Origin of the sequence: Micromonospora sp. WMMA1996 (genome assembly GCF_002573675.1) — a bacterium.
In the GTDB taxonomy this organism is placed as follows: domain Bacteria; phylum Actinomycetota; class Actinomycetes; order Mycobacteriales; family Micromonosporaceae; genus Micromonospora; species Micromonospora sediminicola.
In genome coordinates this window covers 3,049,373-3,072,827 of record NZ_PDHU01000001.1, presented here as the reverse complement: position 1 = coordinate 3,072,827, position 23,455 = coordinate 3,049,373, and the positions used below count along the sequence as shown (strand labels likewise).

At 71.3% G+C, this 23,455-nt stretch carries 20 protein-coding genes and 1 tRNA gene; 15 read left to right on the top strand and 6 right to left on the bottom strand.

What is annotated here, in order from left to right:
• The first annotated feature begins 30 nt into the window (after positions 1-30).
• The 9 genes from COO58_RS14025 (at position 31) to COO58_RS13985 (ending at position 10,775) form a co-directional block, all read left to right on the top strand.
• Positions 31-1,074 (top strand): ScpA family protein, encoded by a 1,044-nt coding sequence (locus tag COO58_RS14025; protein ID WP_098745288.1) that lies wholly within the window; start codon positions 31-33, stop codon positions 1,072-1,074.
• Positions 1,071-2,078, top strand: a complete 1,008-nt coding sequence (scpB, locus tag COO58_RS14020; RefSeq protein ID WP_098745286.1) for an SMC-Scp complex subunit ScpB — start codon at positions 1,071-1,073, stop codon at positions 2,076-2,078. The genes COO58_RS14025 and scpB overlap by 4 nt, the downstream gene beginning before the upstream one ends.
• A complete protein-coding gene (locus tag COO58_RS14015) occupies positions 2,065-2,835 on the top strand; it encodes a pseudouridine synthase (protein ID WP_091577834.1) in 771 nt (256 codons plus the stop codon). Before scpB ends, COO58_RS14015 begins: the two co-directional genes overlap by 14 nt.
• A 174-nt stretch (positions 2,836-3,009) precedes the next feature.
• Complete coding sequence (cmk, locus tag COO58_RS14010) at positions 3,010-3,690, top strand: (d)CMP kinase (protein WP_091577832.1); 681 nt, start codon at positions 3,010-3,012, stop codon at positions 3,688-3,690.
• Positions 3,691-3,775: 85 nt separating this feature from the next.
• Positions 3,776-5,158 carry a ribosome biogenesis GTPase Der gene (gene der, locus COO58_RS14005; RefSeq protein WP_091583711.1) on the top strand — a complete coding sequence of 461 codons (1,383 nt, stop codon included), beginning with the start codon at positions 3,776-3,778 and terminating at the stop codon, positions 5,156-5,158.
• A gap of 153 nt (positions 5,159-5,311) precedes the next feature.
• Positions 5,312-5,385 (top strand) — tRNA-Pro (locus COO58_RS14000).
• Between the two features lie 255 nt (positions 5,386-5,640).
• A complete protein-coding gene (locus COO58_RS13995) occupies positions 5,641-6,792 on the top strand; it encodes a hypothetical protein (RefSeq protein ID WP_098745285.1) in 1,152 nt (383 codons plus the stop codon).
• Positions 6,789-9,620 (top strand): right-handed parallel beta-helix repeat-containing protein, encoded by a 2,832-nt coding sequence (locus COO58_RS13990; RefSeq protein WP_098745283.1) that lies wholly within the window; start codon positions 6,789-6,791, stop codon positions 9,618-9,620. The genes COO58_RS13995 and COO58_RS13990 overlap by 4 nt, the downstream gene beginning before the upstream one ends.
• A gap of 72 nt (positions 9,621-9,692) precedes the next feature.
• Entirely contained in the window at positions 9,693-10,775 is a 1,083-nt protein-coding gene (locus COO58_RS13985; RefSeq protein WP_141561896.1) for a GNAT family N-acetyltransferase, read from the top strand.
• A 624-nt stretch (positions 10,776-11,399) separates the two neighbouring features.
• Here COO58_RS13985 and COO58_RS13980 read toward each other — a convergent pair.
• Positions 11,400-12,200, bottom strand: a complete 801-nt coding sequence (locus COO58_RS13980) for a hypothetical protein (protein WP_098745280.1) — start codon at positions 12,198-12,200, stop codon at positions 11,400-11,402.
• A 787-nt stretch (positions 12,201-12,987) separates the two neighbouring features.
• Here COO58_RS13980 and COO58_RS30500 point away from each other — a divergent pair.
• The 4 genes from COO58_RS30500 to COO58_RS13960 all read left to right on the top strand — a co-directional run bounded on the left by COO58_RS30500 (position 12,988) and on the right by COO58_RS13960 (position 16,603).
• Entirely contained in the window at positions 12,988-13,530 is a 543-nt protein-coding gene (locus tag COO58_RS30500) for an SRPBCC family protein (protein WP_218012359.1), read from the top strand.
• The gene (locus COO58_RS13970; protein ID WP_091576644.1) at positions 13,527-14,702 is read left to right on the top strand and encodes a zinc-dependent alcohol dehydrogenase; all 1,176 of its coding nucleotides are present in this window, start codon (positions 13,527-13,529) and stop codon (positions 14,700-14,702) included. Before COO58_RS30500 ends, COO58_RS13970 begins: the two co-directional genes overlap by 4 nt.
• A 221-nt stretch (positions 14,703-14,923) precedes the next feature.
• The gene (locus tag COO58_RS13965; protein ID WP_255292618.1) at positions 14,924-15,517 is read left to right on the top strand and encodes a DUF1345 domain-containing protein; all 594 of its coding nucleotides are present in this window, start codon (positions 14,924-14,926) and stop codon (positions 15,515-15,517) included.
• 72 nt (positions 15,518-15,589) lie between these two features.
• Positions 15,590-16,603, top strand: coding sequence for a mechanosensitive ion channel family protein (locus COO58_RS13960; RefSeq protein ID WP_255292617.1), 1,014 nt, complete (start codon positions 15,590-15,592; stop codon positions 16,601-16,603).
• A 138-nt stretch (positions 16,604-16,741) separates the two neighbouring features.
• Here the strand turns inward: COO58_RS13960 and COO58_RS13955 are convergent, their stop codons facing one another.
• Complete coding sequence (locus COO58_RS13955) at positions 16,742-17,584, bottom strand: aldo/keto reductase (RefSeq protein WP_091576642.1); 843 nt, start codon at positions 17,582-17,584, stop codon at positions 16,742-16,744.
• Positions 17,585-17,811: 227 nt separating this feature from the next.
• On the opposite strand from COO58_RS13955, the gene COO58_RS13950 reads away from it, so the two are divergent.
• Positions 17,812-18,393 carry a type 1 glutamine amidotransferase domain-containing protein gene (locus COO58_RS13950; protein WP_091576640.1) on the top strand — a complete coding sequence of 194 codons (582 nt, stop codon included), beginning with the start codon at positions 17,812-17,814 and terminating at the stop codon, positions 18,391-18,393.
• Positions 18,394-18,669: 276 nt separating this feature from the next.
• Here COO58_RS13950 and COO58_RS13945 read toward each other — a convergent pair whose 3' ends face one another.
• Positions 18,670-19,458: an ABC transporter permease subunit gene (locus COO58_RS13945; protein WP_098745277.1), complete on the bottom strand. Its 789-nt coding sequence runs from the start codon at positions 19,456-19,458 to the stop codon at positions 18,670-18,672.
• Positions 19,451-20,365 carry an ABC transporter ATP-binding protein gene (locus tag COO58_RS13940; RefSeq protein WP_098745276.1) on the bottom strand — a complete coding sequence of 305 codons (915 nt, stop codon included), beginning with the start codon at positions 20,363-20,365 and terminating at the stop codon, positions 19,451-19,453. The genes COO58_RS13945 and COO58_RS13940 overlap by 8 nt, the downstream gene beginning before the upstream one ends.
• A gap of 82 nt (positions 20,366-20,447) precedes the next feature.
• On the opposite strand from COO58_RS13940, the gene COO58_RS13935 reads away from it, so the two are divergent.
• Complete coding sequence (locus COO58_RS13935; RefSeq protein ID WP_098745274.1) at positions 20,448-20,897, top strand: GbsR/MarR family transcriptional regulator; 450 nt, start codon at positions 20,448-20,450, stop codon at positions 20,895-20,897.
• Positions 20,898-20,911: 14 nt separating this feature from the next.
• On the opposite strand, the gene COO58_RS13930 is transcribed toward COO58_RS13935, so the two are convergent.
• Together COO58_RS13930 and COO58_RS13925 are read right to left on the bottom strand one after the other, a co-directional pair.
• A complete protein-coding gene (locus COO58_RS13930) occupies positions 20,912-22,516 on the bottom strand; it encodes a polyketide antibiotic transporter (RefSeq protein ID WP_098745273.1) in 1,605 nt (534 codons plus the stop codon).
• Positions 22,513-23,400: an ABC transporter ATP-binding protein gene (locus COO58_RS13925; RefSeq protein ID WP_098745271.1), complete on the bottom strand. Its 888-nt coding sequence runs from the start codon at positions 23,398-23,400 to the stop codon at positions 22,513-22,515. The genes COO58_RS13930 and COO58_RS13925 overlap by 4 nt, the downstream gene beginning before the upstream one ends.
• Between the last annotated feature and the right edge of the window lie 55 nt (positions 23,401-23,455).

The window sequence follows — 23,455 nt, the reverse complement described above, 5'->3', positions numbered from 1 at the left end:
CCCGCCCACCGCGTCGACTACGGTTTCCCGGTGACCGCACCGCCCCTCGACCCGCCGCACGGCACCGGCGACCCCGCCGCCGCCGCGGAGCTGGCCGCCGAGGTCGACGGCGTGGTGCCCGCCAACCCGGAGACCAGTGGCTTCACGGTCCGGCTGGACAACTTCACCGGGCCGTTCGACCTGCTGCTCCAGCTGATCAGCAAGCACAAGCTGGACGTCACCGAGGTCGCCCTGCACAAGGTCACCGACGAGTTCATCGCCTACCTGCGAGCCATGGGCGACCAGTGGGACCTGGACGAGACCAGCGAGTTCCTGCTGGTCGCCGCCACTCTGCTCGACCTCAAGGCGGCCCGGCTGCTGCCCTCGGCCGAGGTGGAGGACGAGGAGGACCTGGCGCTGCTGGAGGCGCGGGACCTGCTCTTCGCCCGGCTGTTGCAGTACAAGGCGTACAAGGAGGCCGCCGCGCACATCGCCGAGCTGGAGGCGGTCGGCGGCCGGCGCTACCCGCGGGCGGTCACCCTGGAGCCCCGGTACGCCGAGGCGCTGCCCGACCTGGTGCTCGGTATCGGCCCGCAGCGCCTGCTCAAGCTCGCGCTGAAGGCGATGAGCCCGAAGCCGGTGCCCGAGGTGTCCATCGCGCACGTGCACATGGTCCGGGTCAGCGTCCGGGAGCACGCCGGCATCATCGCCGACCGGTTGCGCCGGGCCGGCGTCGCCACGTTCTCGCTGCTCTGCGCCGACTGCGAGATGACGCTGGAGGTGGTGGCGCGGTTCCTGGCGCTGCTGGAGCTGTACCGGCAGGGGCTGGTCGCGTTCGTGCAGGAGCAGGCGCTGGAGGAGTTGACGGTGCGCTGGACCGGCCCGGCCGAGGGGGAGGCCGAGCTGACCGTCGACGAGTACGCCGGCACCCCCGAATCCACGACCACGTCCACCCCCGCCGCGCTGGCCGACGGCGATGTCGCCGGATCCGCCGGCTCCGCCGCGCCGGGCGCCCCGGTCGTCGCCGCATCCGACGCCGTCTTGCCGACCGACGCCGCGGACGAACCCGCACCGACGCAGGAGTTAGAGGGATGAGCGACGAGGAACGCCACGACTCGCTGGCCGATCAGGCTGCTGCCTGGATCCCTCCCTGGCAGCGGCCGTCCGCGCCCCAGGCCGCGCCCGAGCCGGACGACTCCAGTTCGGCCGCCGAGCAGGCGGAACCCGAGATCTCGGACACTTCTGACTCGCCACGAACCGGGACCGCCCACGATCTCGACTCCGCCGCAGGGCCGCCCAGAGATCTTGGAAGCGAACGGCCCTCAGAGGGGCCGATTCCTTCCAAGATCGCCGCAACCGGGTCGGATCTTGGTACGGGGGCGCCCCCGGAGGGGCGGGACCGTACCAAGATCTCTGGCGGAAGCGGGGCGGACGTCGGCACGTCCGAGCGGGACGCGGCGGACCAGGGGAGCGGGGAAGCGGGAACGAACGGCGTACCCCCGAAGCGGGGGCGGCGGCGGGCGGCGCCCGAGCCGGCGCCCGCGCCGGTGCTCGACGACGCGGAGCTGCGCGGCGCCCTGGAGGCCATCCTGCTGGTGGTCGACCAGCCGGTCAGCGAGCTGACCCTGGCCGAGGTCCTCGAACAGGCCCCGGAGCGCGTCGGCGCGATGCTCGACGAGATCGCCGCCGGCTACACCGCCGCCGGGCACGGGTTCGAGCTGCGCCGGGCCGCGGGTGGCTGGCGTCTCTACACCCGGCCGGAATACGCCACCTACGTGGAACGGTTCGTACTGGACGGGCAGTCGGTCCGGCTGACCCAGGCCGCGCTGGAAACTCTCGCCGTGGTCGCCTACCGGCAGCCGGTGACCCGTTCCCGCATCTCCGCCATCCGGGGTGTGAACTGCGACGGGGTGCTCCGTACCCTGGTGGGTCGCGGCCTGGTCGAGGAGTGCGGCACCGAAGCGGACAGCGGTGCGTTCCTCTACCGGACCACCACCATGTTCCTGGAGAAGCTGGGGCTCAACTCGGTGGACGACCTGCCGCCCCTGGCCCCGTTCCTTCCCGACGACGTAGAAGAGCTTGCCGATGCGACGCGATGACCGTGCCCCGAAGCCCGACGCCCCCGTCTACGAGAGCGCCGAGCGCCTGCAGAAGGTGCTCGCCGCCGCGGGGGTGGGTTCCCGGCGCGCCTGCGAGGACCTGATCTTCCGGCGGCGGGTGACCGTGAACGGGCGGGTGGCGCAGCTCGGCGACAAGGCCGACCCGACCCGCGACGTGATCGTCGTCGACGGGGAGCGGCTCCAGGCCGACGTCCGGCTGGTCTACGTGGCGATGAACAAGCCGCGCGGAGTGGTCACCACCATGGCCGACGAGAAGGGCCGCACCGAGCTCGCCGACTTCATCGGCGCGCGGCTGGAGCAGCGGGTCTACCACGTCGGCCGACTGGACGCCGACAGCGAGGGCCTGCTCCTGCTCACCAACGACGGCACCCTCGCCCACAAGCTCATGCACCCGTCGTACGAGGTGCTCAAGACCTACCTCGCCGAGGTGGCCGGGCCGATCCCGCGCAACCTGGGCAAGCGGCTGACCGCCGGCATCGAGCTGGAGGACGGGCCGGTGAAGGTCCACGGGTTCAGGGTGGTCGACACGCTGGGCAAAACCGCCCAGGTGGAGCTGACCCTGCACGAGGGGCGCAAGCACATCGTCCGGCGCCTGATGGCCGAGGCGGGACACCCGGTGTCCCGGCTGATCCGTACCTCGATCGGTCCGATCAAGCTCGGCGACCTGCGCACCGGGCGGCTGCGGCGGCTGACCAACGCGGAGGTCGCCGCCCTGTTCAAGGCCGTGGGTGACTGACCGGAGACGACCGGGGTACGGCTCCCGGTAGGCTTCGACGCGGTCCGCGGGCCGGCGCACGCGCCGCCCGGCGGGGCGCCCGCGCGGCGCGGGCATGATTGACGACGAAAGACATCCGCTCAACGGCGCCGGAGACACCGGCGACCCGCGAGGTACGGGCTGAGGAGGACAACGGTGGAGGAAAACGTACCGGCCGGGCGATGTGTGGTCGCTGTGGACGGGCCGTCCGGTTCGGGGAAGTCCACCGTGTCGCGGCGACTGGCGGTGAGCCTGGGCGCCCGCTACCTCGACACCGGTGCCATGTACCGGGCGCTGACCTGGGCGGTCCTGCGCTCCGGGGTGGAGCTGACCGACGCCGAGTCGGTGGCCAAGGTCGCCGGCGAGGCCGACCTGCGCCTCGGCACCGACCCCCAGGGGTACGCGGTGACCGTCGACGGCACCGACGTGTCCACCGACATCCGCGGCCCGGAGGTGACCGGCGCGGTCTCCGCGGTGGCCGCCGTGGGCGCGGTCCGCGAGCTGCTCGTGGAGCGGCAGCGGCGCATGATCGCCGAGGCGGGCCGGATCGTCGTGGAGGGCCGCGACATCGGCTCGGTGGTGGCGCCCGACGCCGACCTGAAGGTCTACCTGACCGCCTCCGAGACGGCCCGCGCCCAGCGGCGCAGCGCCGAGGACGCGGCCGACGTCGCGGCGACCGCCGCCGACCTGGCCCGCCGGGACCGGCTGGACTCGACCCGCAAGGTCAACCCGCTCCAGCAGGCCGCCGACGCGGTGGTGCTGGACACCACCGAGCTGGGCATCGACGAGGTCGTCGCCCGCCTGCGCCAGCTCCTCACCGAGCGGGGCGTGGCGTGAGCGCGAGGAGTGAGCGGGTTGTGCGAGCCCCGCAGTCGCGAACGAAGGGTGGCTCGGCGTGAGCGACGACGATTTCGGTGGCTGGGTGGAGCTGCGCGAGCCGGAGGTCGACTCCGGTGAGCCGACCGGCCCGCAGCCCGTGGTGGCCGTGGTCGGCCGCCCCAACGTGGGCAAGTCCACACTGGTCAACCGCATCATCGGCCGCCGGCAGGCGGTCGTGGAGGACATCCCCGGCGTGACCCGGGACCGGGTGCCCTACGACGCGCAGTGGAACGGCCGGGCGTTCACCGTGGTGGACACCGGCGGCTGGGAGCCCGACGCCAAGGACCGGGCCGCCGCCATCGCGGCGCAGGCCGAGATCGCCGTGGCCACCGCCGACGTGGTGCTGTTCGTGGTGGACGCCATGGTCGGCTCGACCGACGTGGACGAGGCCGCGGTGAAGATGCTGCGCCGCAGCGCCAAGCCGGTCATCCTGGTGGCCAACAAGGCCGACAACACCACCATCGAGATGGAGGCCACCTCGTTGTGGTCGCTCGGTCTCGGTGAGCCGTTCCCGGTCTCGGCGCTGCACGGCCGGGGCTCCGGCGACCTGCTCGACGCGATCCTGGACGCGCTGCCCGAGGCGCCGAAGATCGTGGAGAACCGCCCGCGTGGCCCGCGCCGGGTCGCCCTGGTGGGCCGACCCAACGTCGGCAAGTCCAGCCTGCTCAACCGGTTCTCCGGCGAGGAGCGCGCGGTGGTCGACTCGGTCGCCGGCACCACCGTCGACCCGGTGGACAGCCTGGCCGAGATCGGCGGCGAGACCTGGCAGCTGGTCGACACCGCCGGCCTGCGCAAGCGGGTCGGCAAGGCCAGCGGCACGGAATACTACGCCAGCCTGCGGACCGCCTCGGCGATCGAGGCCGCCGAGGTGGCCGTGGTGCTGCTGGACTCCAGCGAGGTGATCAGCGAGCAGGACCAGCGCATCCTCACCATGGTCGTGGAGTCCGGCCGGGCACTCGTCATCGCGTTCAACAAGTGGGACCTGGTCGACGGGGACCGGCGCTACTACCTGGACAAGGAGATCGACCGGGAGCTGCGCCGCATCCCCTGGGCGATCCGGCTGAACCTGTCCGCGCGCACCGGCCGCGCCGTCGACAAGCTCGCCCCCGCGCTGCGCAAGGCCCTCGCCAGCTGGGAGACCCGCATCCCGACCGCGCAGCTCAACCAGTGGCTCACCGCGCTGGTCCAGGCGACCCCGCACCCGGTACGCGGCGGGCGCGCGCCGCGCATCCTGTTCGCCACCCAGGCCGGGGTGGCGCCGCCGCGGTTCGTGCTGTTCACCACCGGTCCGCTGGACGCCGGCTACCAGCGGTTCGTGGAGCGCAAGCTGCGCGAGGAGTTCGGCTTCGAGGGCAGCCCGATCGACATCTCGGTACGCCCCCGCAAGAAGCTCGGCCCGGGCGGCCGGGGTAAGGCACACGGCTGATCCTCCCACCGTAGGTGGCCTGCCGGCCCTTCCCGGCAGGCCACCCTCCTAGGACGCTCTAGGGGGTGTGGCGTGGGAGGGGCCTGTGCGCACGGTGCGAAGATCCTGCGCTAAGCTGTACCGGCTGCTGCGGGGGAGACCGCGCGGGGGCATCGGGACGTGGCGCAGCTTGGTAGCGCACTTGACTGGGGGTCAAGGGGTCGTCGGTTCGAATCCGGCCGTCCCGACATTAAAACAGCAGGTCAGGGCCTTGATTCACTTCGGTGGGTCGAGGCCTTCTTGCTGTTCCGTCTCACAATTCATCACTCCGGCGAACCGGGGAACCTCCACGACTTCCGGAGTCAGTCTTCACCGAGCGGCGGCACAGGTCGGATCCTTGATCTGGCAGGGATCGGGTTCACGACTGCCCCGGGTGACCGAGGGCTCCTACGCTGAGATTTGTGGAAGATGTCGATGACGCTCGGGAGCTCGTTGAGCAGCGGATGCGCGCCACGGGGTTCGAGGAGGACATCCTCGACAAGGTCTTGGATCTGCTGGAACGCTTCGACACCGATCGGGAGAAGCTGTTCGAGGAGATGCTCTCCAAGCTGGAGCAACCGGGCTATGACGGCCTGACCGACCGGTGGGAGACCAACTGCGAGCAGGCCGAGGCGCTGATGGAGCGCCTCGAATCGGACATCCGGTCGGTGCTGGAGGACAGCCAGGCCAACGCGATGTCCGTCGACGAACGGTGGACCGCGGTCGGCCCGCGTGACTTCCTCGCCGGGGAGCGCAAGATCTGGGCGCAGGTCGCCCGGCTCGACGTCCCCGAGGTCGCCACGCTGATGAGCAAGGTCCTGGAGGCCGACCTCGCGCTCATCAAGAAGTGCGAGGAGGACCTCAAGAACGCGCGCAGCAACGACACGATCGTCGAGCAGCTGCTCCTCAAGAACTTCGGCTCCATCCAGGACACCGTCAAGAGCCTGCTCGTCAAATACCTCCCGACCTCGGGCGCCCGCCTGATCGTCCTCTTCATGAAGGACCCGTCGTCCAAGGAAGCCGCCAACGAGGCGATCAAGAACTTCGAGAAGCTCACCGCGGAGAACCTCATGGCGGCCAAGCAGAAGCGTGCCGCGAAGCAGACGGTGGTCGACAACATCAAGCTGCTGACCGCGGCCCGCGAACAGCTCGACGAGGACTGGATCGACAAGCTCTTCGCCCGCGGCGCCGAGGCGGCGGGGAACTGGCGCGGCATCGGCGCGTCCGGCGACTACCGGGCCACCGACTGGGACTGGATGAAGGAGAACGTCCTCGACCGAGGGCTCGACACGCGGGCCGAGGCGGCCAAGGAGCAGTCCAGCAAGCTCTACGACGAGCTCTTCCCCACGCTCGTGGAGGAGAGCACCAACGCCTTCGCCCAGCTGACCGATGATCCGGGCACGCTGGCGAAGTTCAACGAGGAGCTGAAGAAGGCCTCGGAATCCCTGGAGTCGCTGCTGGCGACCGAGGAGGAATACGTCAAGGACCTGGCCGAGGGACCCTACAAGCAGACGGGCCTCGCCGCGTTCGCACAGGTCAGAGACGCGGTCAAGGTGGGCTTCAAGCTGCTCGCGGACAAGACGGAGGAAGCCGACGACGAGGTGAAGAAGTCATGACCGACCTCTTCGTCGCGGCGGGCGGCCCGGTCGGCGACGGCACCCGGGCCCGGCCGTTCCACGACCCGTGGCTCGCGCTGCGGCAGGCTGCGCCCGGCGACCGCATCCACATCGCGGCGGGCACCTATACCGGGCGTGGCGAGCGCTCCTCGTGGGTCGTCGACACCCCCGAGCTGGCCCTGCTCGGCGGATACAGCCCCGACTTCGCCCGCCGTACCCCCTGGCAGACACCGACGGTCTTCGCGGCAAAGACCGGCCTGCGCGTCCCGAACGAGCCGAACATGCTCCAGGGCATCGGCGGCCACGACGGCCTCGTCCTGGACGGGCTGTTCTTCGACGGGGCCGGGCGCGACGACTACGACGAGCAGGGCGGCCTGCAGCGCGCCTCCTACGGGGACGGCCCGCTGGTGAGCCTGCGCGGCAAGCGCATCACCGTCCGCGACTGCTGCTTCGCCAACGGCAGCTCCGGCGCCGTCGAGCTCGGCGGCGACTCCGTGGTCTTCGAGAACAACATCGTCGTCAACTGCGTCGGCCTCAGCCTGCTCACCGTCCGCGACGGCGCCCCCGAGACCCCGGCCGCGGTCAGCCGCAACACCTTCGCCTTCGCCCACGACGACTCCGACCCGCCGCGCGGCTCCGGCGCCGACCGGGCAGTCGGCGTACGGGTCAACGGCGCTGCCGCGATCGCCGACAACGTGTTCGTCGGCTGCGGCAACGCGGCCGTCGCCTGCCTGCGCGACGTCGGACAGATCGCCATCGACCGCAACCTGTTCTTCGCCACACCGCGCGACATCGTGCGCAGCCGGGTGTCGGGCGCGGAGGCCGAGCTCACCGAGGAGTACGCCGCGGAGCTCGAAGACGTCGGCCTGCGCTCGGCGGCCGGCAACACCGTCGGCGACCCACAGCTGACCGGGCTCCCGGCGGCGTGGCTCGACACGTACACGGTGGACGTCGCCGTCACGTACGAGCGCCCGCCGATCGCCGCCCTCAACGCGCTGCGGAAATCGGCCGGCCTCGGCGCGCTGTCGTCCACATCAGACCGTGATGTTCAGCGGCCCGTCATGCGTCGGCTCGCCCCGGCCGAGGTGCTCGCCCTCGCGGTCGGCGCGGCGCCGGGCGCGCACCCCGCCGACCTGGCGGCGCCGGAGCCGTTCACCGAGCTCGCGGCCGGTCCGGCGTACCAGGCCGTCGACTGGGCGCGGCTCTACGAGGCCGACCCGGCGCTCGCCGGAGCCCCGGTGCAGGTGCGGGCCGGGGTCGGCTTCGACCAGAACACGCAGATCCTCCCTGAGCTCGCGGAGACGCACATCGGCGTCGCCGTCTACGAGCCCGGCACCGACAACAGCCCGTGGTGGGCGCTCGCCCCGCGCTACGGCCTCGTCCATCACCAGACTGAGGAGGCCGTACGGTATTCGCGCGGCCTCGACGTCGAGTCCACGTACCTGCTCCGCGGCACGTATCGCCTCACGCCGCCCGGCGGGCGTCAGAGCGCCACCATCGTCCTCGACTCCCTCGCGCCCGTGCTCGACGTCACGGCCCCCGAGCCGCCCCGGCCGGCCGGCCGCGACTGGTTCGTGCGGGCCGGATCCTCCGGCGGGGACGGCAGCCGCGAGGCGCCGTTCCGCGACCCGTTCCAGGCCCTCGAAAAGGCCGCCGAGGGCGACCGCATCCTCGTCGCCGCAGGTGAGTACACGGGCCGCCTGCGGTCGGGCACGTGGCGCATCCCCGTACGCAACCTGACGCTGCTGGGCGGGTGGGACGCCGAGTTCGCCGCGCGCGACCCCTGGCGACACCCCGTGCGCTTCGTGCTCACTCCGGAGACCAAGGCGAAGGGCATCTTCGGCGATCCGGTGCTCACCGGCGAGGACTCGGGGGAGGGCCTCGTCCTTGACGGGTTCATGTTCGACGGGGCGACCTACAACGCGTACGCCGACAGCGGCGCTCTCGACGCGGGCCATTCCCAGTCGGCGGCGCTGCTCGACCTGCGCGGCGGCAGCGGTGGCATCACCGTGCGCAACTGCGTCTTCGCCAACGCGGCGTACTGCGCCGTGCAGCTCAGTGCGGCGTACGGGACGTTCGAGAACAACGTGGTCGTCAACACGAGCGGCACCGCCGTCCGTATCCAGGCACCCGGCGCGGGCCCCTGGACCATCCGCGGCAACACGGTCCTGTTCGCCGCCGACCCCACCGGCCGGGCCTCGACCGGGCAGTCCACGACCGGCTGCCTGCTGGACATCTCCGGCCGAGGTGTCATGCGGGTCGAGGCCAACGTGCTCGCCTTCGCCGACAGCATCGCCGTCCGCGCGACCGTGCCCGACCAGAACCTGCTGCTCGACGGGAACGTGCTCGCCGCCAACCTGTACGCCGACCTCCACGACGGCCGCCACGTGCTCGTCGACGCCGAGAACCGCGACCGGGTGTTCCGCGACGCCCCGTTCGGCGCTCAGACCGGAACCCGGTTCGAGCTGCCGGCGGTGCCGGTCGACGCCGCGTACGCCGACCAGGCCGTCGGCCGCCTCTCGGCGCTGGCCGCCGCGATGCCGAAGGACGGGCTCAACGCCGCTGCGGCGGCGCTCGGCGTCTCGATCACGGCGCCGAAGACGGAGGCACCCGTCGAGGCGGCGCCCTCGGAGCCGAAGAAGGAACCGTCAGTGGCCGACCTGCTCGCGGACCTCGGCCGGGCCCGCAAGGCGTTCGAGGCGAAGGACGCGGCCCCGCCGGCCACAGACACTCCGCTGTACTGCCCGGTCTATCCGGTCGAGGCGGCGCTGAGGCTGGCCCTCGACGCCCCGCCAGGCGAGCCCGGCGCCCACGCCCCGCCTTCATGATCGAAGAGCTTGTTACGCCTGATTCCGCAACTCATCTGGCTTGCTCCACCCACTCGCTCGACCGCAGGATGGGTGAGCGGTGCCGCAGCCGCCGGCGCCGGCGGCACTTCGGGTTCCGAGGTGCCGCACCCGGCGGTCAGGGGCAGCGCGGCGCACAGCATCGTGACGGCAAATGCCTGCTGCTCGCCGCGGCTTGCGGGGAATGTTCGTCATGGCGTCACGTCCGAGAGGCTGATCAAGTCGGTTTCTGCGGCGCAGAGCGGACGGTTTGCCTCCTGCACCCGGTTGCCGAGGCGGGCGGCCGATGATCCCGTGAAGCGCGAGTGGATCAAGGCGGCCCGCAAAGCGCCGGCCCGGCCGGTCACGCTGACGGACGACCAGAACCATGAAGACCTCGGGGCTTTGCCCGAACCCCGGCCCTCCTCAGAGATCCGCCGACAGCTTCGGGCGACGGCGGGCGGCAGGACAGGGCATGATGCTCGGATGACGTTGGCCGAGGTCTGGCCCGTGCGCCGTCTGCGGGTGACGACGTCCGTGCTTGAGCTGGCTGTGCCGGGCGAGGACGAGCTTGCCGAGCTGGCGATGCATGCGGCAGCGGGCATCTACGATCCGCAGAGCCGATTTCTGGCGCGTTCGCCCGTGGCGGGATGGGAGTCGGGACCGTCTCCCCAGGCCGAGTGGTCGTTCCTGCGGTACTACTGGGCGTCCCTGGCGGACTGGCGGCCGAGCAGATGGAACCTGGTGATGGCCGTGAAGGTCGATGGCGCGTGCGTCGGGGTGCAGGAGATCGGCGCGCAGGACTTCGGGATCACCAGGACCGTCTCGACGGGGTCGTGGATCGCGCGGCGGTTCCAGCGGCGTGGCTACGGCAAGCAGATGCGGGCCGCCATCCTGCACCTGGCGTTCGCCGGGCTGGGAGCGGATCGCGCCGAGTCCGCCGCCTGGTCCACCAATGCACCGTCGCTGGGAGTCTCGTGGTCGCTCGGCTATCAGTCGAACGGCACCACGATCCGGGCTTTCGACGGTGCCCGCCAGGAGCAGATCAACCTGGTGCTCGACCGCCAACGGTGGGAGAGCGGGCGTGACGACATCGCGATCCATGGACTCGGTGACGAGGTGCTTGAGCTGATGGACGTCAGCGCCGCATCCCGGTGATGGCCGCTGCCCGTGGCCGCACGTCCGTTGGGCCGTAGGCCATTGGTGCAGCCGAGCTGGCCGGCAGGCGTGGGTGACGAGCGACGGCAACCGAATGAGAGCACGTGTCTCGTCGGGGGGCGAAGATCGCGTTGTTGGGGCCTTCAGCCCGTACCCTGGCGGTTGACCCGCCCTTCCCCGGCCGCCTTCGCCCGGCCGTGGTCGCGCTCGGTGCCGGCTGGTCCGGTCGCGGTGCGCTCGTGCCGCTGATTCGGCGAGTGCTCCACCGTGGCTCCCTGCCGGCCTCGTGCTCCGCTGCCCGGGTGTCGGCGGCCCCGCGCCGACTCGCCGCCGCTGTCATGCTTGTTGCGCTGTTGGCTACCCATGCCCGGGGATACCCGGTAGCTGGGCGCCCATGCTCTCGAGCGGGACGGCTTCGGTGAAGGATGCCGACCTGTTCGAGTTCGACGAGGTTCTCGAGCCGGATCGCCCGGGTGCTCACGGAGGCGCATCGGGATCGGTTGCCCGGTGGAGAAGCCGGGCAGGCGAGCGTCGTTCCCTGGCCGGCCGGCCGGCCGGCGGCCGGTCCGGACGACGACCGCCATCTGTCCTGGCACGACACCGCCCATCCGGATGGTATGTCGATCAGCCCTGCTGCTGTTGCCCCTGAGGTCCTACCAGGCGCGCCGTGATGTGCCTCAGTGGCTGGCTGCTGTTGACCATCCTCTTCATCCGTTGCCAGGCGGCTCGGGCCGGAGATCCACCCGGGCCACCACCAATGGTCTGGTGCAGCGTCTGCGACAGCGGTCCCTCAGGCCCCAGCGCCTCCTGCGCCGTCTGCCCGACGTGGTCGAGCGTCCGCGCCAGTGGCCCCTGCGGCCCGAGCGCCTGCTGAGCCGTCTGTCCAACCTGGTTCACGGCGGTGTCCACGGTCTTGACCAGCGACTCGATGATCTGAGGATTGCGTTCGATGGTGTGCAGGGCGCTGTCGAGAATGCCGCGGAGTTCCTCGAGTCGAACCTCGAGCATCGCCTCGGCCTCGACGCCCTTGATGTCGATCTTCACGGTGCCGAGCTGCGCCTGAACGCCCACGTCGAGCTGGAGCAGGCTACCCAGGCGGGCTCGGAGTGAGACGGAGGCGTCCAGGTTGTCGACCTCGACGTAGATCTGTTCGACCTTGGCCTGCGGGATCTGGAGGACGACATCCGGTTCTGACATCGTCTTGCTGCTGCGTCCGCCGGTCGGCCGGGGCAGGTCGCGCTCGCCACGCTGTGGGGCGGGGTGTCCCCCCGGCCTCGCACCCGTCGGCCCGCCGGTGGCGCCGAGGTTCCGGCCCCGATCGGAGACGTCAGCGCCCTCCTCGGCGTCGCGCTGCGGATCGATGTGGTCGCGCGGTTGCGCGGGCGACTCCCGTGCGTCCCTGTCCCGGCTCTCCGGTTCGGCCATCCCGCACTCCTCGGTCCTCGCCCGTCATGCGGACCGGACGGAGCCCACCATCTGTGGCTCCGATCCTCGGTCCACCTCCTCGGACCGGGTCGCGGTCTACCCGTGTGCCGAGGCGTCAAACGGCTCAGCGGTGTTGGTGAGATCTGCTGCCTTCGCGGGTGCCGCTGGTCGCGTGGACCGTCGGCCGGCGCCTGCTGTGCGATCGGGGCAACGGCCGATCCGGCAGGGTTCAGGCGCTCGGCGGGGGGTATGCCGGCCCCGCCAATCCGCCACCCCGTTCCCAAGGGGATCGAAATGCTCGGCCAGGCGCGACCGGACAGGGAGGCCACCCGTGACACGACTTGCGGTCAGAGAGGTAGGGAAGGCCAGGCAGGAGGAGGTGCGGCGGCGGGGGCGCGGGCTCGGCTGGATGAGTGCCGGTCTGGGCGTGGCGCAGTTGGCGGCACCGGACACGGTGCGCCGAATCAGCGGCGTGGACGACTCTGCGACATCTCGAGTCATGGTGCCGCTGGTCGGAGCGCGGGAGCTGGTACACGCCGCCGGGCTCCTGACGAGCCGGCGGAAGGGCTTCTGGGCGTGGACCCGGGTCGTGGGCGACGCGATGGACCTGGCCTCGCTCGGACTGGCCCTCGCTCATCGGGGCGGTCGCCGCCGGCGGCGACTCGTCGGTGTCACCGGCGCTGTCCTCGGGATCACGGTGCTGGATCTCCTGACCGCCGTGCACGCCACCCGGGCGAAGGAGGCCGGCTCCGCGTCGGCGACACGAGGCGCACGCAGAGGAGGACCCATGGAGCTGACAGCCACGACAACCGTTCGCAAGCCCCCGTCGGAGGTCTACGCGTTCTGGCGCGACCTGGACAAGCTGCCGAGTTTCATGGCTCATCTCGAAGAGGTCCGGCCCACCGGTGAGCGGACGAGCCACTGGTCCGCCAGCGCTCCGTTCGGCAAGAACGTCGAGTGGGACGCCGAGATCATCGGCGACGTGGCCGGCGAGAAGATCGCTTGGCGGTCGATCGGGAAGGCAGACGTGCCGAACGCCGGTACGGTGCGGTTCGTGCCCGCCCCGGACGGTGTGAGCACGGAGGTGCACGTGCTCCTGACCTACGACATCCCCGGCGGCGCGGTCGGCAAGGCGGTCGCCAAGTACTTCGGCGAGGAGCCGCACCAGCAACTCGACGACGATCTGCGCCGGCTCAAGCAGGTGCTGGAGACCGGCGAGGTGGTCCGCTCCGACGGCGCACCGTGGGGCAAGCGGGCTCGCAGGGAGTTCCCGCAGCGTCCGGCGCAACCGCTGTCGGACGCCGAGCTGGCGAAGGGGGCGGGGGCGTGAGGGCGAACACCTGGGCGGGCCGCAACAACGTCAAGGTCCGTGACGTACCGGACCCGAAGATCCTGAACAACCGCGACGCGATCGTCAAGATCACCTCCACCGCGATCTGCGGCTCCGACCTGCACCTGGTGGACGGATACGTGCCCACCATGCAGGACGGCGACGTCATGGGCCACGAGTTCATGGGCGAGGTGGTCGAGGTCGGCTCGGGCGTACCCCTGAACAAGCTCCGGGTCGGCGACCGGGTCGTCGTGCCGTTCCCGATCGCCTGCGGCAACTGTGGCGCCTGCGCCGCCGAGCTGTACTCCTGTTGCGAGAACTCCAACCCCAACGCCGGGATCGCCGAGAAGATGTTCGGCCATCCGGTAGCCGGGATCTTCGGCTATTCGCACCTGACGGGCGGGTTCGCGGGCGGTCAGGCGCAGTACGCGCGGGTGCCGTTCGCCGACGTCGGTCCGTTGAAGATCGAGTCTGACCTGACCGACGAGCAGGTGCTGTTCCTCTCCGACATCCTGCCCACCGGCTTCATGGGCGCCGACCTATGTGACATTCAGAAGACCGACGTGGTGGCGGTGTGGGGTGCCGGACCGGTCGGCCAGCTCGCCATGGACAGCGCCCGGGTGCTCGGCGCCGCGAAGGTCATCGCCATCGACAAGGAGCCGTACCGGCTGCAGATGGCGGAACGGGCGGGCCACACGACGATCAACTTCGACGAGGTCGACGTGCGGTCCCGGCTGCTGGAACTGACCGGCGGGCGGGGACCGGACAAGTGCATCGACGCGGTCGGCATGGAGGCCACCCACGGTGCCGCGCACATCCACGCGTACGACCGGGTCAAACAGGCGGTCCGCTCCGAGACCGAGCGCCCCCACGCGCTACGCCAGGCGATCATGTCGTGCCGCAGCGGCGGCATCGTATCGGTGATCGGCGTGTACGGCGGCTTCCTCGACAAGTTCCCCGCCGGCGCGTGGATGAACCGGGCGCTGACCCTGCGGACGGGGCAGTGCCACGTGCAGCGCTACATGAAGCCGCTGCTGCGGCGCATCGAGCGCGGCGAGATCGATCCGACCCGGGTGATCACTCACACCCTGCCGCTCGAAGAGGCGGAACGTGGCTTCGAGATCTTCAAGAACAAACAGGACCAGTGCGAAAAGGTGGTGCTCAAAGCCTGACGAGCGGGACGCGGCGGCTACGGAGGACAGGTTCAGGGGCGGTCGCGACGACCACTCGGCCCGCGCCGCCGTCGCGATCCCAGGAACTCACGCCCGATCCGGTGATAGCTCCAGGTTTCCCGTGCCCCACCCGGCCTGGCCGGAACGCTGAACGGATGGAGCAGCGATCGGCAGGACGGGACCTGGGGCGCCTGCTGTCAGTCAGGCGTGCCGTGTGGTCGTTGGTCGTCGGTGTGGTCGCCGGCACGGTCACCGCCCTGGTCGGGGCGCCGGAACTGACGCCACTGGTGATCTGGACGATCGCGGCGGGCACGATCCTCGTGTGGGTGTGGCGGTCCTGCTGGTCGGCGAGCCCGCAGCGTACCGAGCAGCTTGCCGAGGCGGAGCAGCGCTCCCGTTCCACCGACTCGGCGATCCTGATCGCGTCCGTTGTCAGTCTCGTCGCCGTGGCCGAGGCGCTCGTCCGCGCCTCGGACCAGCAGGACATGGTTGCTGTCACGTTGGTGATCCTCAGCGTCGTCGCGGTGGTGCTGGCGTGGATGCTGGTGAACACGGTCTTCGCGATCAAGTACGCCCGGATGTACTACTGCGGCGACGGCCGTGGCATGGACTTCAGGCGGGACGATCCTCCCGCGTACGCCGACTTCGCATACGTCGCCTTCACGGTCGGCATGTCCTACGCCCCGGGAGAGAACGAACCGACCAGCAACCGCATGCGCCGGGTGGCGCTCGGACACGCGCTGCTCTCGTACACCTTCGGGACCGGCATCCTGGCCGTCGCCGTCAACCTGGTCACCAACCTGGGCCAGTCGTGACCCACGGGGCATGTGCTGCACGTGCCGGACGGGAGTGCCGATGACGGTCGCCGGTGGCAGGAAAGTCGGTTGGTGACCACGAGGACGGTCCTGGTGGTCGCGGTGGCTGTGGTGGTCGCAGCGGGCCTGCTGGCCGGCGTGCTGGTCCAGCGTCGCGCCGGTGGTCGTAGCTACCGTTGGCTGCTCGCGCCGCTGTACCGCGCCTGCCGACGCCCCGCCGTCGCCGTGCTGCTTCTCGCGGCGCTGTATGTCGGAATCCGCGCGTACCCCGGCCCGGGACCCCACATGGTCCGGCGCGTCGTCGTGGTGCTGTTGATCGCCGGCGTGACGTGGCTGGTGCTTCGCGCCCTGCACATCGCCGAGAGGGCCGCTTTCAGCCGGCTGCCGGGCGAGACGCGGGCCGACCGCCGGATCCGCCGGGCCCGCACCCAGATCCGACCGGTACGGCGCCTCACCTCCGTCGTGGTGACGGTCGTGGCGATCGGCCTGGTCCTCACCACGTTCCCTCCGCTGCGCACGATCGGGCTGTCCGTGCTCACCTCGGCGGGTGTCGTCGGCGCGCTGCTCGGACTGTCCGCACGCACCGCGCTCGGCAACGCCTTCGCCGGCATTCAGGTGGCGTTCGCCGACGGACTCCACGTGGGGGACGTGGTCGTGGTCGACGGGCAGTGGGGGCGCGTCGAGGAGGTGAAGCTGACCAACGTGGTCATCCGGCTGTGGGACGACCGGATGCTCATCCTGCCCACCACCTGGTTCACCGAGCACCCCTTCCAGAACTGGACCCGGCACGAGACGCGCGTGGTCGGCGAGACCCGGGTCCACGTGGATCACACCGCGGACCTGGACGACCTCCGCGCCGAGACCAGGCGGATCGTCGAGTCGTCACCACTGTGGGATCGGCACCAGTGGGTGCTGCAGATGGTGGACGCGACGCCCCAGACCGTCGTCGTCCAGGTCCAGGCATCGGCGGCCGACGGACCGAGCGCGTGGGACCTTCGCTGCGACGTGCGTGAGGGGCTCATCCGGTATCTGCGTGACCGCCGCCCCGAGTGGCTGCCCCGCACCCGCGGGGAGTTCCACCCCTGAGCCCAGCGCCGTCGGGGCCGCAAGCGCGCTGAGACTCGGTTCGCCAGCCACTGCGCCGCGATGTCCCGGAGGCGGGTGCGGGCTGGCCGAACCGGACGCCACCGACAACTCGCGCTCAACCGCCGGATCTCCCCGCCGTTACAGCATCTCGAGCGGTTGCGGGCCGGCCGGCGCGGGGAACGCCGTGTCGAGTGCCGCGACATCCTCCTCAGCGAGATACAGGTCGCGCGCTTCCGCGTTCTCCCGGGTGTGTTCGGGGTTGGACGACCGGGGGATGGCCGCTATGCGCCCCTGCCGCAGCAGCCAGGCCAGCGCGACCTGAGCAGCCGTGGCCTCGTGCCGGGCGGCGACCTCGGCGACCTGGGGGTGGCCGAGCAGCCTGCCCTGCTCGATCGGCGAGTAGGCCATCACCGGGATCTGGTGCTCGCGCAGCCACGGCAGCAGATCGAATTCCGGACCGCGGCGGGTGAGGTTGTACAGAATCTGGTTGGTCGCGCAGGCGCTTCCGCCCGCCTCGAGGAGGTCCTGCATATCGGAAAGATCGAAGTTGCTCACGCCCCACTGGCCGATGTCGCCGGCCTCGACAAGTTCGCCGAACGCCTCGATCGTCTCGGCGAGCGGATGGCTGCCGCGCCAGTGCAGCAGGTAGAGGTCGATGTGGTCGACGCCGAGTCGTCGCAGGCTGCGGCGGCAGGCCTGCACCGTACCCCGTCGGCTGGCATTGGACGGCAGGACCTTGTCGACCAGGAACACGTCGGCGCGTCGTCCGACGATCGCCTCGCCGACGAGTTCCTCGGAAGCGCCGTCGCCATACATCTCGGCAGTGTCGATCATGGTCATGCCCAGGTCGAGCCCGGTGCGCAGGGCGGCCAGCTCGTCCCGTCGCCTCTCGGGGCGCTCACCCAGGTACCACGTGCCCTGGCCGAGCACGGGCATCGTCTGGCCGGACGGCAGTTCGATCGCGTCGGCGGCGAGGGTCATGTCGTGCCTTTCCGGAGCCTGGATCCCAGTGGGTTGAATGCTTTCCCGCTGCGACAGGAAGCACTCTCCAGGCCGGACCTTTCTCCGCGCAGCGGCGATCGTATGTGGGGATTGTCCGCCCTTGGGCGCCGTGCGGTGGCCCGTTTTGCGGTCCCGACACCGGGAAGGCGGCCGCGAGCGAACGATGTGCCGCCGACCGGGCGGCACCACGAAGGGGGCCGCAGAAAATGGCACAGAGCCAGCAGCGACTGACCGGCAAGCGGGTTGCTTGCCTCGCCGCAGACGGGGTGGAGGACGTGGAGTACACCCAGTCGAGGGCCGCCGCGGAGCAGGCGGGGGCCGAGGTCCACCTGGTCTCACTGAATTCCGGCGAGATCCAGTCGATGAACCAGGACATCAACCCGGCCAACCGCTACCGGGTGGACCGGACCGTGAACGAGGCCGATGCGGCCGACTACGACGGGCTGCTGCTGCCGGGTGGGACGGTCAATCCCGACCGGCTCCGGATGAACCAGCAGGCGATGGACTTCGTCCGGGCGTTCTTCGAGCAACAGAAGCCGGTGGCCGCGATCTGCCACGGCCCCTGGTCGTTGGTCGAGACCGGGATGGTCAACGGCAGGACGGTGACCTCGTTCCCCAGCCTGCGCACCGACATCCGAAACGCGGGCGGCAACTGGGTGGATCAACAGGTTCAGGTCGACAACGGCCTGATCACCAGCCGCAACCCCAGCGACCTTCCGGCCTTCTGCGCCAAGATGGTCGAGGAGTTCGCGAAGGGCGAACGCGTTCGTCACATGACGACGGCGTGACCCGGTGGGGCTCCGGAGCGCGAGGATCAGCGCGGCCCGGAGCCCCGGACCGGCAGACGTCACGCCGACCGGATCCGGCAGGCTGGCTGTCCCGGTCGGCGACGGGAGGCGAAAGTACGACGCACATCGCCGCAGCGAGATGGCATCAGCTTCGGCCGGAGCCGGCCGTCCCCGCGGTGCCGCATCCCATTAAGGCTGCCGCTAGCGCCGGCCGCCCGAGGCGCGTCCATCATCGGACGGGTTCCACGACAGCGACGAACTTGTCCTTCGACCGTCTCAGCTGGTCAGGTCGCGCCGGTTGAATGTGCTCACCGCGATGCTCAGTAGCACCGCCACGACGGCGGTCAGGACCCCGAGGTCGGTCCATTGGAATCCGTTCCGGAGCGGCTCTCCGCCGATGTAGTAGTGGAAGGGGGAGGCGTAACGGAGGGCGTCGGCGTCGAGCTGGGTGGCTGCGGTGCCGGCGGCGTAGGTGAGGACGGCGACGCCTGCGGTGCCCGCGAGTGCGGCGGGCCGGCTGCCGGTGGCCGCGCCGATGGTCATCGCGATCGTTCCGAAGACGACGATCAGCAGTGCCAGCGCGAGGCACTGGGCGGTGAACTGGCCGGCGCTGATGCTGTCGAGCCGGGCGCCGGGCCGGACGGCGAGCATGGCCAGCAGGACCACTCCGGCGATGAGGGCGGCGCCGACGGTGAGCGCGGCGAAGCGGTGCAGCAGCAGTCGGGTTCGGCCGACCGGGTGGGCGAGGAGCAGGTCGAGGTAGCCGGCCTCCTCGTCGCCGGCGATGGCGCGGGTGCCGGTGGTGATGCCGAAGATGACGGCGACCAGGGGCACGATGATGCCGAAGACGCTGGAGCCGAGGTACCCGGCGGCGGAGGCGAGGTCGTCCATCCGTAGTGCCTCGCGTAGCGCGGGGGAGAAGCCCTGGACGGTCTGTCCCATCGCGCCGTCGGCGACCTGGGGGTAGAAACCGGCGTACGCGGCGCCGATCAGGGCGGTGCCGGCGGCGAAACCGGCAAGGCCGCGCCGGCCGTCCCACAGGGTCTTGGTCAGGACGTCAGGCATGGGTGGTCTCCTTGCTCGCGGCGTCGGCCTGGTAGTAGGTGAGGAACAGTTGTTCCAGGTCGGGTTCGGTGGCGCGCAGCGCGGCGACCCGGTGCCGCGCGAGGACACGGATGAGTCCGTCGGGGCTGCCGGCGAGCTGGAATCTCGCGGTCGGTCCGTCGACGGTCAGGCCGGACACCTGCGGCAGAGCGGCGAGCGCGGATCTGTCGATCGGGCCGCTGAAGGTGACCTGGAACTCGTGCGCGCTGCGGTCGCGGAGTCGCGCCACCGTGTCGAGCGCGACGAGGCGGCCCTCGCGGATGATGCCGACCCGGTCGGCGATCGCCTCGACCTCGCTCATGATGTGCGAGGACATGAACACCGTCTGCCCGGCGGCTCTGGCCTCGCGGACCAGGTCGAGGAAGGTCTGTTGCGCCAGGGGGTCCAGCCCCGACGTCGGCTCGTCCAGGATCAGCAGGGCCGGGCGGTGCATGAACGCCTGTACCAGGCCCACCTTCTGCCGGTTTCCCTTCGACAGGGCGCCGATGCGCGCCGTCAGGTCCAGCTCCAGCCGCCCGGCCAGCTCGTCGATGCGGGCCCTCGGTGTGTCACCGCGTAGGCCGGCCAGGAAGGTCAGGCACTCGGCTACCCGTTGCCGCGGGTTGACGACGACGTCGCCGGCCAGGTAGCCGACGCGCCGGTGCAGCGCCACGGCGTGCCGGCGCGGGTCGTGTCCGAACAGCAGTGCGCGTCCGCTGGTCGGTCGGATCAGGTCCAGCAGCACGCGGATGGTGGTCGACTTGCCGGCGCCGTTCGGGCCCAGATAGCCGAACACCTCACCCTCGGCCACCGAGAGGTCCAGGTCCACCAGGCCCCTGCGGCGTCCGTACGTCTTGGTCAACTTCTCCAGCTGGATCACATCGCCCATGTCTTGCAGAGTATCGAAGTTTCAAAGAATTCTGAAGAGTGGGAGATGTTAAGATCCGCCAGATCGAGTAGGGAGGACGCGGATGGCACTCAGCGATCCGGCGGAGCGGCTGGCGCTGGCCCTCACCGAGGGTGGCCTGCAACGGATGACCGCCCGCGTGCTCGCGGCGTTGTTGTTCACCGAGCGGGAGACGATGACCGCCGGCGAGATCGCCGACACCCTCACCATCAGCTCCGGCAGCGTGTCCACCGCGCTCAAGTCGCTGTCGACCGTCGGGCTGATCGAGCGGGTGCCCGCCCCCGGCAGCCGCCGGGAGCACTTCCGGCTCCGCGAGGGCGCGTGGGCGACGCTCATGTCCGGTCAGAACGCGATGATCGGAACCATGCGGGAAGCCGCCGACGAAGGCATCACCGTGACCGGTGCCGACAGCGTCGCCGGCGCCCGCCTCGCCGAGATGCGCGACTTCTACGACTACCTCTGGCGGGAGCTGCCGGCCCTGATCGACCGGTGGCGGGACGGCCGGCGTCGCTGACGTCGTGCCGGCCGTCAGAGCCGTAGGTCCCGCCGGGCATAGGCCCAGCTTCCCGCTGACACGACGGCGACCGCGCCGGTGACCATGACGCCGGCTGCCGCCCAGTTCGGTGCCGTGGCCGGCACGGCGGCGAGGTGTGCGTACGGGGACAGCGAGCCGACCCAGGCCGGGGCGTGGACGCTGTCGGCCGTCGCCGTGAGCAGGAACCCGCCAGCGGTGGGCAGCATGCCGATCGTCGCCACCGCCCGCGGCGCCAGTCCGACCGCGAGGGTGGCGGCTCCGACGCCGAGCAACACCACCGGCAGGACGTTGACGGTGCCGGCCAGGGCGGCGGTGAGCGGTAGTCCGGCGTCGACTGTCGTGGTGCCGGCCCAGGTGGCGACGGCGGCCACGGCCACGAGGACGGTGGTGCCGGCGACGGTGGAGACAACCTCGGCGGTCAGCAGGCGGGCGCGGCTGACCGGTCCGGCGTGCAGCAGGGTCAGCCGTCCCGTGTTCTCGGCGGCGGCGAACGCGGCCAGGCGGGCGGTGGCGAAGGCCCCGACCGGAACGGCGAGCAGGGCGAAGAGGGTGGCGGTGTATCCCTCGACGGTCCCGAGACCGGCGAAGCCGGCCCGGGCGGCGAGGTCGGCGAACCGAGGATTGTCGGTGAGGAAGCCGGTCAGCGACTCGGCGAGCAGGCCGATCAGCAGGAAGTAGGCGCCGATGCCCGTCGACCAACCCGCGAGGGGGCGTACCGCGCGCCGGACCGCGAAGGCGCCGACGGAGCCGAGCAGCCACCGTCGGGGCGCGCGGCCCGCCGGCGGGCGCAGCAGCCCGGACCGGACGTCGCGTCTGCCGGCCAGGACCAGCGCGATGCAGGCCAGCGCCACCGCGCTGACGGCCTGCGTCAGCAGGGGAGTCCAGCGGTCGTCATGGTAGGGGCGGCTCAGGGCGAGCGGCCCGTACGGGGGCAGCCACCGCAGCCAGGCCAGTGCGGACACGCCGTCGCCGACCATGCGAGCCAGCAGCCCGACGCCGAGGAAGGCCAGCGTGGCGCCGGTGGCGCCGGCGCGGGCGGGAAAGATCTGCGCGGCGCAGGCCGCCGCCGCGACCGCGGTCAGCCCGGCCAGGGCGAGTCCGGTGGCGTGCAGCAGCGCCCCGTCCGTCGGCGTCCCGAGGGCCGTGAGCGCGCCGGCGAGCAGGAGCCCGGTCGACGCCATCGCCAGGGTGAGCACGGCGAGGTGCCGGCCCAACAGGGCCGCCGGGGTCAGCCGGCCGGCCAGCAGCAGGTCCCAGCGGCCGGCCTCCTCCTCGCCCCGGGTCAGCCGGGTCGTCGCCAGCGCACCCCAGGTGGTGAGCAGGACGGCGAGGACGGTGCCGGTGCGCCAGACGGCGAACCCGCCGGCGGTGTCCGGGGCGACGGGTTCACCGAACAGGGTGCGGACGGCCGGGTTTCCGGCGAGCGCGGCCAGCGCCTGCGCCGCCGCGGCATCGCCCACTGTGCGGGCGTAGGTGGCGACGACGAGGGCGGACATGCCGACGGTCACCGTGGCGACGACCAACGCCGGGCGGCGTACCTGACGGGCCGCGAGGCGGGTGACCGCGCGGCCCGGCGCGGTGGGTGCGGCGGCGCTCACCGGGCGGCCTGCCCGTAGTAGTCCAGGAAGATCTCCTCCAGGCTGGGTTCGCGTACGGCGAGGGCGGTGACCTCGGCGGCGGCGAGCACGCGCAGCGCCGCGCCGGGCGGGCCGGCCAGGGTGAAGCGCAGCGTCCCGTCCGACTGGTCGAGCAGGTCGACGCCGGGCACGCCCGCCAGGTCGGGCGCAGGGCCGGTGAACCGGGCGGTGACCTCGCTGCGGTGCAGCCGCCGCAGCTCGGGCACGGTCGCGACGTCGACGAGCCGGCCGGCCCGCAGGATCCCCACCCGGTCGCAGACCGCCTCCACCTCGGCGAGCTGGTGGGAGCAGAGGAACACGGTCTGTCCGTTGTCGCGCGCCTCGGCGACGGCGCGGCGGAACTGCAGTTCCATCAGAGGGTCCAGGCCGCTGGTGGGTTCGTCGAGCACCAGCAGGGGAGCGCGGGTCGCGAACGCGGCCACCAGCGCCACCTTCTGCCGGTTGCCGGTGGAGTAGGTCCGGGCCGGCCGGGACAGGTCGACGTCGAAGCGGGCGACGAGATCGGCGCGGTACGCGACGTCGACGCCCGGGCCGGTGGCGGCGAGCAGGTCCAGCAGTTCCGCGCCGGTGAGCTGCGGCCACAGCGCGACGTCGGCGGGCACGTACGCCAGCAGTCGGTGCGCGGCGGCCACGTCGCCGGCGTCGACGTCGAAGATCCGGGCCCGGCCGGCGGTGGGTCGGGCCAGGCCGAGCAGCAGCCGGATGGTGGTGGACTTGCCGGCGCCGTTGGGGCCGAGGAACCCGAACACCTCACCGGCGTCGACGGTCAGGTCCAGCCCGTCCAGGGCGAGGAGCCGGCCGTAGCGTTTGGTGAGCTGGTCGGTGCGGATGGCAGGTGCGGTCATCAGGGGCCTTCCGGTCGACGACGATCACGAACGCCGACCAGGCTTCCCGGCACAC

Bases quoted from the DNA above. Each gene is read 5' to 3' on its own strand.
- COO58_RS13950 (WP_091576640.1), top strand. From the start codon at position 17,812: ATGGCACAGAGCCAGCAGCGACTGACCGGCAAGCGGGTTGCTTGCCTC.
- COO58_RS13925 (WP_098745271.1), bottom strand. From the start codon at position 23,400: ATGACCGCACCTGCCATCCGCACCGACCAGCTCACCAAACGCTACGGC.
- COO58_RS13945 (WP_098745277.1), bottom strand. From the start codon at position 19,458: ATGCCTGACGTCCTGACCAAGACCCTGTGGGACGGCCGGCGCGGCCTT.
- COO58_RS13940 (WP_098745276.1), bottom strand. From the start codon at position 20,365: ATGGGCGATGTGATCCAGCTGGAGAAGTTGACCAAGACGTACGGACGC.
- COO58_RS13955 (WP_091576642.1), bottom strand. From the start codon at position 17,584: ATGACCCTCGCCGCCGACGCGATCGAACTGCCGTCCGGCCAGACGATG.
- COO58_RS13990 (WP_098745283.1), top strand. From the start codon at position 6,789: ATGACCGACCTCTTCGTCGCGGCGGGCGGCCCGGTCGGCGACGGCACC.
- COO58_RS13980 (WP_098745280.1), bottom strand. From the start codon at position 12,200: ATGGCCGAACCGGAGAGCCGGGACAGGGACGCACGGGAGTCGCCCGCG.
- scpB (WP_098745286.1), top strand. From the start codon at position 1,071: ATGAGCGACGAGGAACGCCACGACTCGCTGGCCGATCAGGCTGCTGCC.
- COO58_RS14015 (WP_091577834.1), top strand. From the start codon at position 2,065: ATGCGACGCGATGACCGTGCCCCGAAGCCCGACGCCCCCGTCTACGAG.
- COO58_RS13995 (WP_098745285.1), top strand. From the start codon at position 5,641: ATGCGCGCCACGGGGTTCGAGGAGGACATCCTCGACAAGGTCTTGGAT.
- COO58_RS30500 (WP_218012359.1), top strand. From the start codon at position 12,988: ATGGAGCTGACAGCCACGACAACCGTTCGCAAGCCCCCGTCGGAGGTC.
- COO58_RS13935 (WP_098745274.1), top strand. From the start codon at position 20,448: ATGGCACTCAGCGATCCGGCGGAGCGGCTGGCGCTGGCCCTCACCGAG.